General features: G+C 69.9%; 14 protein-coding genes. 9 read left to right on the forward strand and 5 right to left on the reverse strand.

The window, feature by feature from the left end:
• Positions 1-110: 110 nt before the first annotated feature.
• Together ACMGDM_RS13905 and ACMGDM_RS13910 are read right to left on the reverse strand one after the other, a co-directional pair.
• The gene (locus ACMGDM_RS13905) at positions 111-1,166 is read right to left on the reverse strand and encodes an acyltransferase family protein (RefSeq protein ID WP_436804702.1); all 1,056 of its coding nucleotides are present in this window, start codon (positions 1,164-1,166) and stop codon (positions 111-113) included.
• Between the two features lie 787 nt (positions 1,167-1,953).
• Positions 1,954-2,478 carry a cupin domain-containing protein gene (locus ACMGDM_RS13910; protein ID WP_436804703.1) on the reverse strand — a complete coding sequence of 175 codons (525 nt, stop codon included), beginning with the start codon at positions 2,476-2,478 and terminating at the stop codon, positions 1,954-1,956.
• 145 nt (positions 2,479-2,623) lie between these two features.
• On the opposite strand from ACMGDM_RS13910, the gene ACMGDM_RS13915 reads away from it, so the two are divergent.
• The 3 genes from ACMGDM_RS13915 (at position 2,624) to ACMGDM_RS13925 (ending at position 5,815) form a co-directional block, all read left to right on the forward strand.
• Entirely contained in the window at positions 2,624-3,562 is a 939-nt protein-coding gene (locus ACMGDM_RS13915; protein ID WP_436804704.1) for an alpha/beta hydrolase, read from the forward strand.
• Positions 3,563-3,673: 111 nt separating this feature from the next.
• Positions 3,674-4,765 (forward strand): L-glyceraldehyde 3-phosphate reductase, encoded by a 1,092-nt coding sequence (gene mgrA / locus ACMGDM_RS13920; RefSeq protein ID WP_436804705.1) that lies wholly within the window; start codon positions 3,674-3,676, stop codon positions 4,763-4,765.
• A gap of 42 nt (positions 4,766-4,807) precedes the next feature.
• Entirely contained in the window at positions 4,808-5,815 is a 1,008-nt protein-coding gene (locus ACMGDM_RS13925) for a zinc-dependent alcohol dehydrogenase family protein (protein ID WP_436804706.1), read from the forward strand.
• Positions 5,816-6,151: 336 nt separating this feature from the next.
• Here ACMGDM_RS13925 and ACMGDM_RS13930 read toward each other — a convergent pair whose 3' ends face one another.
• Positions 6,152-7,468, reverse strand: coding sequence for a chloride channel protein (locus ACMGDM_RS13930; protein WP_436804707.1), 1,317 nt, complete (start codon positions 7,466-7,468; stop codon positions 6,152-6,154).
• A gap of 240 nt (positions 7,469-7,708) precedes the next feature.
• On the opposite strand from ACMGDM_RS13930, the gene ACMGDM_RS13935 reads away from it, so the two are divergent.
• Both ACMGDM_RS13935 and ACMGDM_RS13940 read left to right on the forward strand, forming a co-directional pair.
• The gene (locus ACMGDM_RS13935; RefSeq protein ID WP_436804708.1) at positions 7,709-8,083 is read left to right on the forward strand and encodes a PilZ domain-containing protein; all 375 of its coding nucleotides are present in this window, start codon (positions 7,709-7,711) and stop codon (positions 8,081-8,083) included.
• A 1-nt stretch (position 8,084) separates the two neighbouring features.
• Positions 8,085-8,489, forward strand: coding sequence for a PilZ domain-containing protein (locus tag ACMGDM_RS13940; protein WP_436804709.1), 405 nt, complete (start codon positions 8,085-8,087; stop codon positions 8,487-8,489).
• A 215-nt stretch (positions 8,490-8,704) separates the two neighbouring features.
• Here ACMGDM_RS13940 and ACMGDM_RS13945 read toward each other — a convergent pair whose 3' ends face one another.
• Positions 8,705-8,899, reverse strand: a complete 195-nt coding sequence (locus ACMGDM_RS13945; RefSeq protein ID WP_436804710.1) for a hypothetical protein — start codon at positions 8,897-8,899, stop codon at positions 8,705-8,707.
• Positions 8,900-9,012: 113 nt separating this feature from the next.
• Complete coding sequence (locus ACMGDM_RS13950; protein WP_436804711.1) at positions 9,013-9,492, reverse strand: flagellar basal body-associated FliL family protein; 480 nt, start codon at positions 9,490-9,492, stop codon at positions 9,013-9,015.
• 111 nt (positions 9,493-9,603) lie between these two features.
• On the opposite strand from ACMGDM_RS13950, the gene ACMGDM_RS13955 reads away from it, so the two are divergent.
• The 4 genes from ACMGDM_RS13955 to pyrF all read left to right on the forward strand — a co-directional run bounded on the left by ACMGDM_RS13955 (position 9,604) and on the right by pyrF (position 13,741).
• Positions 9,604-10,302 (forward strand): endonuclease/exonuclease/phosphatase family protein, encoded by a 699-nt coding sequence (locus tag ACMGDM_RS13955; RefSeq protein ID WP_436804712.1) that lies wholly within the window; start codon positions 9,604-9,606, stop codon positions 10,300-10,302.
• Entirely contained in the window at positions 10,299-12,599 is a 2,301-nt protein-coding gene (locus tag ACMGDM_RS13960) for a patatin-like protein (RefSeq protein ID WP_436804713.1), read from the forward strand. The genes ACMGDM_RS13955 and ACMGDM_RS13960 overlap by 4 nt, the downstream gene beginning before the upstream one ends.
• Positions 12,600-12,710: 111 nt before the next feature.
• On the forward strand, positions 12,711-13,067 hold the full coding sequence (locus ACMGDM_RS13965; protein ID WP_436804714.1) for a hypothetical protein: 357 nt from the start codon (positions 12,711-12,713) through the stop codon (positions 13,065-13,067).
• Positions 13,067-13,741 (forward strand): orotidine-5'-phosphate decarboxylase, encoded by a 675-nt coding sequence (gene pyrF, locus ACMGDM_RS13970; RefSeq protein WP_436804715.1) that lies wholly within the window; start codon positions 13,067-13,069, stop codon positions 13,739-13,741. Before ACMGDM_RS13965 ends, pyrF begins: the two co-directional genes overlap by 1 nt.
• Positions 13,742-14,013 lie beyond the last annotated feature (272 nt).

Consider the following 14,013-nt stretch of genomic DNA (forward strand, 5'->3'; position numbering starts at 1 on the left):
TCCCGCCCCACGTCAACCTGGCGTGGCTTTTACGGTCGCGTGACTTAACGTTCGGTAATCCAGGGATAACACCCGCCGCTGCTCGCGCACGGGTCATCGCTGCGCTGCGCTCAGGCGGGGCGCTCCAGCGGCGGTGCGACGCCGGCGCCGACCGCCGGCCGCCGCCGGCCCTGCAGCCGGCGCAACAGCGGCTTTTCGACCAGGCGATGCGTCATGATGCCGGCGAGGACCGATCCGACGAAGGCGACGATCAGCAGCAGCGCGAACTGCGCGAAGCCGGTGAGCGGCACCTTCTGGACCACCTTGTCCGCCACGGTGATCACCATGGGATGGACGAGATAGAGCGAGTAGCTCGCGTCCCCGATCGTCTTCAGCCCGGCCAATTGCGGCAGCCCCCCGCCCGCTTCCAGCGCCAGCGCGCCCATCACGATGAGCGCGGCCGGCACGCCCCAATACAAGGCACGCCACGAGCCGGGCACCGGCGCGAGCAGCAACAGCGCAACGCCGAGCGGCAGCAACAGCACGAGCCAGCGGCTCGCGCCCGCCGGGTAGAAGCGCGCGATCAGAAGACCGAAGGCGAAGTCGAGCAGGATCGGGTCGGTATAGGTCAGCCACGCCGGATTATCCGAGCCGATGAGCCTTCCCGCCGAGACAGCCGCGATAATGACGGCGATCACCACTGGCACCAGCGCCCGGCTGAGCAGCGCAAGCGCGAAGATCGCGTAGAAGAACATTTCGTAATTGAGGGTCCAACCCGGCACGAGCACCGGCCAGATCTCGTCCGGGTGGAGCAGATTGTAGTTCGGGATGAACAACAAGGATGAGGCCAGCTTGCCGAACAGCGCCGGATCGAACGCTATCAGCTGACGTCGGTAGAAGAAGAGGAGCGAGACGATCGTCGCCAACCAGTATAGCGGCGCGACACGAACGATCCGGCGATAGACGAATTGGCCCGCGGGTTCGTCACGGGCCGCCGCATACATGATGAAGCCACTGATGACGAAGAAGATGTCGACGCCGGATTGCCCCAGTGACAGCCCGGCAAGCGGATTGAACAGCCAGGGCTCGGGATTACGGGCGTGATGGAGCACGACAAGCAAGGCAGCGATCGCGCGCAAATACTGGATCGACAGCCACGTGGCCGGGCCGGACGGACGTGCGATCATGATTGTCTCCCCCTGGGCGACCCGGCCCCCACCGGCCCGCGCCTGCCTAGCATCCGAGGGGCTGCATCTCCACCGATGCGCGCGCGTCCTGCCCTACTCTGGGGCATATTCCTTGCGAATGCCAATCTTTGAGCTGGCAGCAGGGGGCGGCGCCGACAGCGCGCCTCCGGATTTGTCAGGCATGGTTAAGGTTGTAGTAAGCTTTTTTTCGCATGGAGCACCACGGACCTGACGATCATAGCAAAAAGGGACGCCATCGTGACACATGACGCGTGGTTCATCGCCGCAGTTGCTTTTGCCGCTTCGTTGCTCGTGCTGGGCGGCGTGATGTTTCGGCTCTTCCTGGGCGATGCGCGTCGTCGCGCGGCAATCGCCGGCGTCCGAGTGTCGCGGCAGCCGAGGACCGTGCGCAACCCGTCGCTCCAAGGCGCCCGATTCGATGCAGCAGGGTGGCACGGCGCCCGCCGGTGACGCAGCGCGCGGCTTCATGGCGTTGAGCGGAGCCGCGCCAGCCCGACTGGGCCTGACGGTGCGCAGCGCGAGAGTAGAGGGGGTCATGCGAGTCAAGGCTGGCCCTCTTCGACTGAAGCGACGGTGACCGCAGCCGGGCCGTATCCGCGGATCGAGGACGCGGTCTGATCGAAGGTGGCGCGCGGCCCCAGCGGTCGCACCATATTCTAGCGACCGTGGCGAACGCTGAAGGCAGCATCCTTCAGCGGCGCAGGCGATCACGGCCGGCGGTCCGGCGTGCCAACCGAATCTCGTAATTACGATGCGAAGCCCGCCGTTATCGTCCGGTTGGAAATTTCGTGCCGAGCAACACAAGCCGGTCGCCCGTGATGCCAAACCAATGCGGGACGCCTGCGGGGATGAGCAGCACATCCCCTACGCCGAGCGTACGCGTGGTGCCGCCCTCGATCCGCTCGCCTTCCACCAGTCCATTGCGCGATGCGGCGGGGGCGACCAGCGCTCCTCCGGACACCAGCGTGCCGGCGCCTTCCAGCACGATGGCATATTCAGCTTCGGCCGGGTGAACCGCAGGCCGGCCGGGCTTCTTCCAGACCTCGATTGCCGCAACGCGTGATCCGTCGCGCACCAGCGGGCGCCACGCGAACCCCTGCTCCGGCTTCATCTCGGCCAGCATCGCCGCGATCTGTGCCCGCACCTCGTCTCCGCTGGCGACAGCCGATCGGTCCGCGGCGTCAGTGGCGGTCATGCCCGGCTGCGTAACGGGCGCCGCCCTGCCGGGCGCGGCGCTGCCGAGGAGCAGGAAAGCCGCCGCATATCCGATACCATCGACGAACGTCCGCATTGCAGGCCCTCCAGCTGAATGTTCTTGTCGCATCGCGCAGCGCATACCGCAACCGAAGTGGCGGCGAGCGTTCCCGACGTGATGGTTTGGCTCTTCACCCGTCGCTTTGGCGTGTTAGGCTGGCGGTAATCGGCAGGAGCAAGGCATGCGGGCACTCTCGATCGCGGCGCTCTCCCTCGCCATCGGCTGCGGTGCGATCGGCGTCGCCGACGCCGCGCCCGCGACCGCGTCTACCACGGCGGCGGCGACGCGGCTGGAGGGCCCTTTCGAGCTGCACTCGCGCATCTATCCCGGCACCGTGCGCCGCTACTGGGTGTACGTACCCGCGGACTATGATCCGGCACGCCCTCCCAACCTGCTGCTGTTCCAGGACGGCCAGCGCGCGATCAATCCGACCGGCTCGCTGCGGGTCCCGGCCGTGCTCGACAACCTGCGCCGCCGCGGCGCGATCCCTTCGACGCTGGGCATCTTCGTCACGCCGGGCCACCGTGCCACGCACTACCCCGACGATCTCGGCACCGACAATCCGAATCACCGCGTCGAAGAATATGACGCCATCTCGGACGATTACTCACGCATGACGATCGACGAGCTGCTGCCTGCGGTAGCGCGCCGGTGGCGTTTCGTGACGGACCCGCGGCGCCGTGCGATCGGTGGCACGTCGAGCGGCGCGATCGCAGCCTGGACGGTGGCGTGGCGCCATCCGGACGCGTTCGGCAACGTCATCAGCTTCATCGGCAGCTACACCTCGATCGGCCTCCGGCTCGACCCGCGCGGCGTACCGCTGGCGTATGGCGGCGACGTCTATCCTGGGCTGATCCGCAAGTCGCCGATCCGGCCGCTGCGCGTCTTCCTGCAGGACGGACGCAACGACCTTGACAATGAGCATGGCAATTGGTTCCTCGCCAACCAGCAGATGCTGAAAGCGTTCGAATGGGCGAACGCTTCCGCCGATGCGACCCGGCGCGCGGGGCCGCGCTACGACGTCGATCACGCCTGGACCGAGGGCACGCACTCGGACGCGGACGGTGGCGCGATGCTGCCGACCGTGCTCCGATGGATCTGGCGTGATCAGCGCCCGTGACGCCGTTGCGTGCACCAGCGGCGGCGCAACGCCGATAGCCGCGTTGCATGGCAGGGAGCGTGGAGCGGTGCGGCGCGTTGGCACGCCGACGCGATCCCGACGGAGTCTCCTATGTCCTTCCCTGCCCCCTATGTTGCTGATCCTGCACGCTATGATGATCGCATGCCGTATCGTCGCAGCGGCCGCAGCGGGTTGCGACTGCCCGCGATCAGCCTCGGGCTGTGGCAGAATTTCGGCGGCACCGACGTCTTCGAGACCGGCCGCGCGATCCTGCGCCGCGCGTTCGACCGCGGCGTCACGCACTTCGATCTCGCCAACAATTACGGGCCTCCGTACGGCTCGGCGGAGGAGAATGTCGGCCGCGTGCTGGCGGCCGATTTCGCGACGCACCGCGACGAGCTGCTCATCTCCACCAAGGCGGGCTGGGACATGTGGCCGGGACCATATGGCGACATCGGCTCGTCACGCAAATATCTGATCGCCAGCTGCGAGCAGAGCCTGCGCCGCATGGGGCTCGACTATGTCGACATCTTCTACTCGCATCGCGTCGATCCCGACACGCCGCTGGAGGAGACGATGGGCGCGCTGGTGCAGCTGCACCGCCAGGGCAAGGCGCTGTACGTCGGCATCTCGTCCTACGACCCCGGCCTCACCCGTCGCGCCGCCGCGATCCTGGCCGAGGAGAAGGTGCCGCTGTTCATCCACCAGCCGAGCTATTCGATCCTCAACCGCTGGATCGAACGCGAGCTGCTCGACACACTCGAGGCGCTCGGCACCGGCTGCATCGCCTTCTCCCCGCTCGCGCAGGGCATGCTGACCGACAAATATCTCAACGGCGTGCCCGTGGAGGCGCGCGCGACGCGCGGCGGATCGCTCGCGCAATCGCTGCTGACCGAGCAGAACCTCGCCGCCATCCGCGACCTCAACGCGCTCGCCGGGGAACGCGGGCAGACGCTCGCGCAGATGGCGATCGCCTGGGTGCTGCGCGACCCGCGCGTGACCTCAGCGCTGATCGGCGCGCGCACGGTCGAACAGCTCGACGACTCGCTAGACGCGGTGGCGCGGCTTGACTTCACGCCGGACGAACTCGCGCGGATCGACGCCGTGGCGGCTGATGGCGGGATCAACCTTTGGGCGGAATCGTCCGATATCGTCGATCTTCCTGCCGCGCAGGGGATCCCGGCCGCTACCGACCAGCGCTGAGCCGCGCGACCGTCCACTACAAGCCACGATAAGGAACTGCATATGCGCGCCATGACGATCGGCACTCCAGCGACGCTCGAGACGCTGAGAATGAGCGACCGCGCCGACCCCGGCGCGCCCGCACCCGGCGAGATCCGGGTCAAGCTCCACGCCAGCTCGCTCAACTATCATGATCTGGGCGTGGTGACCGGCGAGATGCGCGCCACGCCCGGCGTGGTGCCGCTGGCAGACGGCGCGGGCGTGGTCGAGGCGGTCGGCGACGGCGTCGGAGAGTTCGCGGTCGGCGACCTGGTGGTCTCCTGCTTCTTCCCCGACTGGCAGGACGGCGCGCCCACGATCGGCGATTTCTCGCGGACGCCTGGTGACGGCATCGACGGCTATGCGGTCGAAGCGGTGGTCCGCCGCGCCACCGCCTTCACGCATGCGCCGCGTGGCTTCGACGCCGTCGAGGCCGCAACGATCACCACCGCGGGACTGACCGCATGGCGCGCGTTGGTCGGCGACGGCGCGCTCAAGGCGGGCGACACGGTGCTGCTGCTCGGCACCGGCGGCGTCTCGATCTGGGCGTTGCAGATTGCCAAGGCGATGGGTGCGACCGTGATCGTCACCTCCTCTTCCGGCAACAAGCTCGAGCGCGCGCGCGCGCTCGGCGCGGATCATGTGGTCAATTATCGCGAGGTGCCCGAATGGGGCGGCGCGGTCCGTGACTGGACCGGCGGGCGCGGCGTCGACCATGTGCTCGAGCTCGGCGGCGCGGGCACGCTGACCCAGTCGATCGCGGCGGTGCGGGTCGGCGGGCAGATCGCGCTGATCGGCACGGTGGCGGGCGTCACCGGCGATGTCCCCACCGCGGCGCTGATGGGCAAGCAGGCCCGGCTGCAGGGCCTGATCGTCGGCTCGCGGCGTCAGCAGCAAGAGTTCGTCCGTGCGATCGAGACGACCGGAATCAAGCCGCCGATCGACCGCCGCTTCGCGCTCGACGATCTCGCCGACGCCTTCCGCTACCAGCAGTCAGGCGGCCATTTCGGCAAGATCGGCGTGGAGTGGTGAGCGCGCGCTAAAGGCTGATCCACCAAGCGGAACGATGCTTCCGCACCGGCGGGAGCTCAGCATAACCAACCTCGTCATCCCGGGCTTGACCCCGGACCCATCGTGCCGCGTACGCACAGGCCGTTGTTTTTACGGCACCATGGATTCCGGCGCCGGGCCGGGAAGCCAAGGTGGCTCGCGCTGGTGTCGCGCAGGCGAGACCCCGGCGCGGCAGGGAAAGGCGTTGATGGGTCTGGGTTCCGGCGTCGTCCGGCGCGTGTCCGCCGTTCCGTTGTGGAGCGCACGAATTAGCACGGCCGCGAGCGCGGACAGGACGGCGACGTGCGCCGCCCGCGCTTACGGCCGGGCGAAGGTGCGCGCCAGACCGTGGTACAGTTTCTCGCGGCTGACCAGCGTGCTCGCGCCGTCCGCGAGGAAGGCGGTCGCGAACATCGGCAGCAGCAGCCCGCGGCTCGCGGTCGTCTCGGAGAGGATGATGACCGCGGTTAGTGGTGCGCGCACCACCCCGGTGAAATAGCCGACCATGCCGAGGATCACGATCGCCGAAGTGGGTTCTCCCGGGAACAGCGGGCGCAGCAGGTTACCAAGCCCCGCCCCGACCGCGAGCGAGGGCGCGAAAATCCCGCCGGGGAGACCCGCCACGCCGGTGGCGAGCGTCGCCAGGAACTTGGCGGGGCCGAACCACAGGGGCGCGTCGACGCCGACGATCATCGCGCGCGCCGCGTCATAGCCGGTGCCCCAGGTCAGCCCGGTGCCGACGCCGATGGCGCTGACCACCACACCGCACAGTGCCGCGAACAGCACCGGACGTCGCTTCGACCAGGCGGTCAGCCGGTACGGCCCGGTCGCCAGCGCCAGCATCAGCCGCGCGAACAGGCCGCCGGTCAGCCCGCCCGCGATCCCCGCGACCGGCACCGCCAGCAATGCCGGACCGAGCGGGAGATGCGCGCTGATCACGCCGAAATAGACGTAATCGCCCTGCACCGACTGCGCGACCATGCCCGCGATGACGATCGCCGCGAGCACCAGCAAAGTGACGCGCTGCTCATAGGCGGAGGCAAGCTCCTCGATTGCGAACAGCAGCCCGGCGAGCGGTGTGTTGAACGCCGCCGCGACTCCGGCCGCGCCGCCCGCGATCAACACCGCGCCGCGCAACGGCACGCGCATCAGCCGATGCGTCAGCCCCATCACCGCGGCGGCGATCTGGACCGTCGGTCCCTCGCGCCCCACCGACGCGCCGCCGAGGACCGCCATGAGCGTGAGCAGCGTCTTGCCCACCACCGTCGGGATCGACACCAACGAGCGCGTGGCGCGCTCGGGATCCTGCTGCGCAACGATCACCTGCGGGATGCCCGATCCGCGCGCGAGCGGGACGAAGCGCCGCGTCAGCCACACCAGCGCCGCGAACAGCAGCGGCGTGGTGAGCAGCGGCGCATAGCGATAGTGGTGCGCGTAGCGGGCGAACAGCGCGCTGACGGCGTCGGCGGCGAGCGCGAAGAGCGTGGCGGCGACGCCGATCGCCACCGCGCCGGCGAGGATCGCCAGCCGCGTGCGGAAACGCACCGAGCGCGGCCCTTGGGTACGGAGCAGCGCGCGATAGCGCCGCGCGGTCCACCGGCGCTGGCCGACGGCGGGGAAGCCCGGTTCGGTCATGCGCCGCTCTCTACCGCCTGTGTCCCAAAACACCAGCCGGAGTCGACCCGGCGCGGCACATCGCCGCAGCCGGAGCAACGCCCGCCCAAGACGGCGCGACATGCCCGCGGCGACCGGTCGCTGCGCTGGCGCGGTCTCCGCCCTCCCCGATGCGACGGCGACCCCCTCGTTACCGACTTTTAAGGCTATGCGAGGATAAGCGAACCACCGCGAGCGGCGGGCGGACGTGAGGTGAAGCAAGTGGGCGCACCCGAGGGCGATGACGTATGGCTGGAGGCGGCGTCGTGGAGCGACAACCGTCGCGAGCTGCGCGTGCCCACCGCGCTCACCGGCAGCGTCCGGCTCTTCCTCGGCGCAAGTGAACCCGTCCAGGTCGTCGATGTGTCGAACCGCGGCTGTCGCTTACGCGGCGTCGTGCTGCAGGCGGCGCAGCGAGTCTGGCTTCGCATCGGCACGCTCGAGACGCAGGTCGGCACCGTGGCGTGGTGCGATGACGACGAGGTGGGGATCCGCTTCGAGCAGCGCCTCTCCCCCGACGTTATCGCACTGCTGTCGGGCACGACGCCGCAATCCGCCACTGCGGCCGCGCGCGACGACGGCTTCGAGGACATCTGAGGTGGACGATTCCGCCATCCCCGACGCGGACGGCCGCGCGCACCTGCCGCGTGCCGAGCGCCACCGCGTGATGCTTGGCGCGCTGATCGAGCGTTTCGGCCAGGCCGGCGCGACCCGGCACCGCGTGCGCGATCTCTCCGCCACCGGTGTGCGGGTCGATCAGGCCGAGCGGCTGCAGCGCGGCGCCACGGTGCTGGTGACGGTCGGCGCGCTCGCCGCGGTCGGCGCGACCGTGGTGTGGGTCGAACAGGGCGCCGCCGGGCTTCGGTTCGCGCAACCGATCGATCCCAACGACGCACGCGCCAAGACCTTCGTGGCCAAGCCCGGGGCGTCGACGCGTCCGCGCGACGAAGCGCTCGCCGCCGCCGGCTGGCTCACCCATATCCGCGGCGCCTACGAGCGCTGAGGCGGATCGTCGGCGCATGCGCTCACGGGCGGCGGCGGCACGACCAGACCAGCGCGGCAAGGCTGCCGATCACGGCGGCCATTGCGGTCATCAGCGGAGCGTCGAGCAAGATCATCGGGCATCTCCTTCCTCGCCCGTTGACCTAGCTTCTCGCCCACATGTAGGACAGAACATATTGGGAACACGGCGCTTTGGGGATGCGGCGTGCGCGCGGCTCAACTCCCGGTGGCAGGCTCCACGCCCATGCGGTGCTGGCCGCGTGCACGCGCGGCGCTGCGGATCAGATGCTCGCTCATCTGCATCGCGACTTCCGCGCTGAGATTGAACGAGCGCCCGCAGCTCGACTCGATGACCACCATCCCGTCGCGTGCCGCCACCATCGGCGCACGGGTGCAGACTTTCTCGCTCACCCCGTCTCTCCGGTTCGTCGATGCAACCGTCGCGGCCTCTCGCCGGCAGACGCGCACCCGATCGGCATCAACCGGGTAGCCGCTATGGCGTTCCGCGGTGCGTCGCGCCCGCGTCACTGGTCGTCGCTGCCGCCCTGCACGACAAAGTCAGTGAAATACGCGGCTTCGACCTGCGCGGGGAGGTTATCTGCGGCGAGCTGGCGATTGATCGCACCGGTGATTTCGGTGAGCAACTGCTGCTTGCCAGCGTCGCTCATATCCGCAGCCTCGCTGGCATCGCCGAACGCCAGGATCATCGCCGAGCGGAGCGCCGGATCGTCGCGCTTGAGCGCGTCCATGACGGCAGGGTCGCGCGTGCTGACCGACACGCCCGCCTGCAACACCGCATCGGTGTCTTTGATATTGACCAGCAGCGGCGGGTCAAACGCGTAGAATTGCGTCATCTGCGGTACCGCCGGCGCGTTCGGGCGGACTTCCGCCTCAACCCGCGCCGCGACGCCGTCGCGCGACAGGAAGACGCCGCTCGCCGCGCCGAACCCGACGACCAGCAATGCCCCGAGTGGCAGTAGCGCCAGCTTCCATCCCCGCTTCATACCCGCGCCCACCCGATGTTGCCGGCGCGCTTGTAGCGCTGGCGTGTTACCGCGGCGCTAAGGAGAGCGGCGCTGCAACCACGGGGCGCCTCACCTCGTTACGCCAAAGTGATGAAGCTAAGGGTCGCCAGCTACAACATCCGCAAGGCGATCGGCACCGACCGGCGCCGCAATCCGGAGCGGATCCTCCAAGTCTTGCGCGAGATCGACGCCGACGTGATCGCGCTCCAGGAGGCCGATCGCCGCTTCGGCCAGCGCGCCGCGGTGCTGACCCCGCATCTGCTCGAGGAGCATAGCGACTGGCGCTCGGTCGGGCTCGGCATGCGCGCCACCAGCATGGGGTGGCACGGCAATGCGGTGCTGGTGCGCAAATCGGCCGAGGTCCTCGCGTGCCAGCAGATCCATCTTCCCGCGCTTGAACCGCGCGGCGCGGTCAGCGTCGACGTCGCGCTGGGCGGCACGGCGGTGCGTGTGATCGGCATGCACCTCGATCTCTCCGGACTGTGGCGGCGGCGCCAGGCGGCGGCGATCCTCTCGCATGCCGCGCATCACGCGCCCGCAGCCGCGACGGTGATGATGGGCGACCTCAACGAATGGAGCCGCGCGTCCGGCTGTATCGGCGACTTCGCGCGCGAATTTCAAGTCGCCGACACCGGCCCGAGCTTCCACGCGCGCCGGCCCGTCGCGCGGCTCGACCGTATCATGGTGTCGCGCGCGCTGCGCCTCACGGCGTGCGGCGTCCACCAGTCCGCGGCGGCGCGCGTCGCCTCGGACCATCTGCCGATCTGGGCGGAGATCGTCGCGCAATGAGCGCAGCCGGCGTGCGCGAGAAGGAGCTGCGGCTCGCGCTCGTCTGCTACGGCGGGATCAGCCTTGCGGTCTATATGCATGGCATCGTCAAGGAAGTGTGGCACCTCGCCCGCGCCAGCCGCGCCGCCCGCGACGGCGAAGCATGCCACGGTGCCAGCGCCCAGGTCTATCGCGACCTGCTCGGCGAGATCGAGGAGAGCGCAGGCTGGCGTGTCCGCGTGTTGCCCGACATCGTCGCTGGCGCGAGCGCGGGCGGGATCAACGGCGTGTTCCTGGCGCAGGCGATCGCGAGCGGCCAGTCGCTCGACCCGCTCACCGATCTGTGGCTGGAGGGCGCCGACGTCGAGCGGCTCATCGACGCCGCGGCCGCGCCGGCGTCGCGCTTTTCCAAGGTCTGGGCGCTGCCGCTCGCCTGGATGGCGGCGGGACGCAGCGCGGACCAGCTCGAATCCCTCGACGAGGCGACGCGCGACGAGGTGCGCGCCAAGCTGTCGCACTTCGTCCGCTCGCGCTGGTTCGAGCCGCCCTTCTCGGGCGAGGGCTTCACCGCGATGCTGCTCGACGCCTTCGACGCGATGGCGGCGGCGCCGCGCGGGCCACGCCTGCTGCCGCCCGATCAGCCGCTCGATCTGTTCGTCACCGTGACCGAGTTCGGCGGTCATCCCGAGCGGCTCCAGCTCCACTCGCCGCCCGAGGTGATGGAGACCGAGCATCGCCTCGTGATCCCGTTCAGCGACCATGGCGCCGCCCTCGATACGCTCGCCGCGCCGGCCGAGCTCGTGTTCGCGGCGCGTGCGACATCGAGCTTTCCCGGCGCCTTCCCGCCCTTCACCGTCGCCGAGCTCGACCGCGTGTTGCGCGCGCGACGGCAGCGCTGGCCCGGCCGCCGGGACTTTCTCACGCGCGTGCTGCCGCGCCACGCCGCCGCGCGCGCCGCCGAACGCGCGGTGCTGATCGACGGTTCGGTGCTCGCCAACGCGCCGTTCCGCCCCGCGATCGACGCGCTGCGCGAACGACCCGCGCGGCGCGAGATCGACCGGCGCTTCGTCTATGTCGACCCGTCCCCCGGGCACAAGCTGACGCTCGGCGCGGCGCACCAGGGGCCGCCCGGGTTCTTCCAGACGATCCTCGGTGCGCTGAGCGAGCTGCCGCGCCAGCAGCCGATCCGCGACAATCTCGAGGCGCTCGCCGAGCGCTCGCGCCGGATCGAGCGGATGCGCGCGATCACCGAGGCGATCCGTCCGCAGGTCGATGCCGCGATCGAAGAGCTGTTCGGCCGTACCTTCTTCCTCGATCGCCCCACCCCGGCGCGGCTGGTCGCGTGGCGTCGCCGCGCACAGCAGGCGGCCGCCGACCGCGCCGGCTACGGCTATGTCGGCTACGGCCAGCTCAAGGCGGCGGGCGTGGTGGAGTTCGTCGCCGCATTGCTCCACGCCATCGGCGGCGCACCGGGCGCGCAGCATCGGGGGCGGACGCGCGAGCGGATCGACGCCGCGCTCGCCGCGCGCGGGCTCGACTCGGACGCGGTCCATGCCGGGGGCGCCAGCCCAGCCATGGTCGACTTTCTGCGCACCTTCGATCTCAACTTCCGCGTTCGCCGGCTGCGGCTGCTTGCGCGCCGGCTGGGCGAGCTCGAGCGCGACGCACCCGCCGGGCTAGAGCCGCTCCGCGCCGCCATCTACGAGTCGCTGTCGGGCTATCTCCGCGCCAAGCGCACCGACTCGCACGTGGCGCTGCGCCGCACCGTGCGCGCGCTGCGTGACGATGCCGCGGCGATGCTCGACGCATTCGGCGCCTCGCTCGATCTCACCGCGCTCGACGCCGCGACCGATGCGCGCATGGCCGCCGCGCTCGCCGCCGTGCCGCGCGAGATCCGCCGGCCGATGCTGCTCAACTATCTCGGCTTTCCCTTCGTCGACGTGGCGACGTTGCCGCTGCTCCAAGGCGAAGGGCTCGACGAGTTCGACCCGATCAAGGTCGATCGCGTGTCCCCCGACGATGCCTGCTCGATCCGCTCGGGCGGCGCGGCGGCGACGCTGAAGGGTATTCAGTTCAACAGCTTCGGCGCCTTCTTCAGCCGCGCCTACCGAGAGAACGACTATCTGTGGGGACGCCTCCACGGCGCCGAGCGGATGATCGACATCACCGTGTCCACCCTGCCCACGGCGACGCGGCTGCGCGCCGGACGAATCGCCGCGATCAAGCGCGCGGCCTTCACCGCCATCCTCGACGAGGAAGAAGCGCGGCTCACCAGCGCGCGTGGGCTGATCGCCGCGCTCCGGCGCGAAGTCGGCTGAGGACGCGCGCCCCGGCGCCCGCGCGCCGCCGCCGAGATGTTCCGATGTCGCATCCCCGCGCCGCGCCAGCCCGCACTGGTAAATTCCCAGCGCGCCGCCTAGCGTGCTCCGATGCAGTTTCTCAAGCTCCTGTTCTGGTGCCTGATGGCGTTCGTCGCCGCGGTGTTCACCTTCGGCAACTGGACCAATATCTCGATCCAGCTGTTCGGCGGACTCGTGGCGGAGGTGAACCTGCCGCTGCTGCTGTTGGCGACCTTCCTGCTCGGCTTCCTGCCGACCCTGGTCTACCAGCATTGGATCCGCTTCCGCCTGCGCCAGCGCCTCGCGGCCGCCGAGCGCGCGCTGGAGACCGAGCGCGCGCTCGCCGCGGCGCGGTTCGGCGAGACCGGCGCGGCATCGACCACCGAGCCGCTTCCGCCCCCTCCCCCCGCCGCCGTTCCGGGCGCGGTGCCGCCGGGAGTGGCGTGATGAGCAGTCGCGTCTTCGTCGCGCTCGACACGCCGGATCTCTCGCGCGCGCAGACCCTCGCCGCTCGGGTGCGCCACCATGTCGGCGGCATCAAGCTCGGGCTGGAGTTCTTCTGCGCCAATGGTCCCGCCGGCGTGCGGGCGCTGGAGGAGATCGGTCTGCCCGTCTTCCTCGATCTCAAGCTGCACGACATCCCCAACACGGTGGCCAAGGCGGTGCAATCGCTCACGCCGCTCGCGCCGGCGGTGCTGACCGTCCATGCCGCGGGCGGGCGCGCGATGCTGGAGGATGCGAAGGCGGCGGCGCACCCCGACACCAAAGTGGTCGCGGTGACGATGCTCACCAGCCTCGACGAGCGCGACCTCGCGCAGACCGGGGTGAGCGGCAGCGCGCACGACCATGTCCTGCGGCTCGCCGCACTCGCGCAGGAGTCGGGGCTCGACGGCATCGTCTGCTCGGGGGCGGAGGTGAAGGCAGCCAAAGCGGCGTGGGCCGGTGGCTTCTTCGTCGTACCCGGCGTGCGACCGGCCGATGGCGCGGCGGGCGACCAGAAGCGCGTGGTGACGCCGCGGCAGGCCGCCGACGACGGCGCCTCGATCCTGGTGATCGGCCGCCCGATCACCCAAGCCTTAGACCCCGACGCCGCCGCCCGCGCGATCGCCGCCACGCTGTAGCACTGCGGCCGCTGCGCCACGATCCCAGCTAGGTTGGCATAGGACCTGCCCTCGCCCACTCTTGCCGTCATCCCAGAATTGGTCCGGGATCCACCGTGCCGCACTTTCTGGCGGCCTTACCCTCGCGGAGGAGTGGATCCGGGACCAAGTCCAAGATCACCGGTGGAAAGGTCCGGGATGACGGCAGCAGCGGGAGAGTCGCCGTCGCGAAGGCCGCGTCTGCGGCAACCCGGCCGTCATCTTGCCCGCTCTCGCGTGGCAATCTCCCGTTA

The sequence above is a fragment of the Sphingomonas larreae genome (assembly GCF_051400595.1).
GTDB lineage: Bacteria > Pseudomonadota > Alphaproteobacteria > Sphingomonadales > Sphingomonadaceae > Sphingomonas.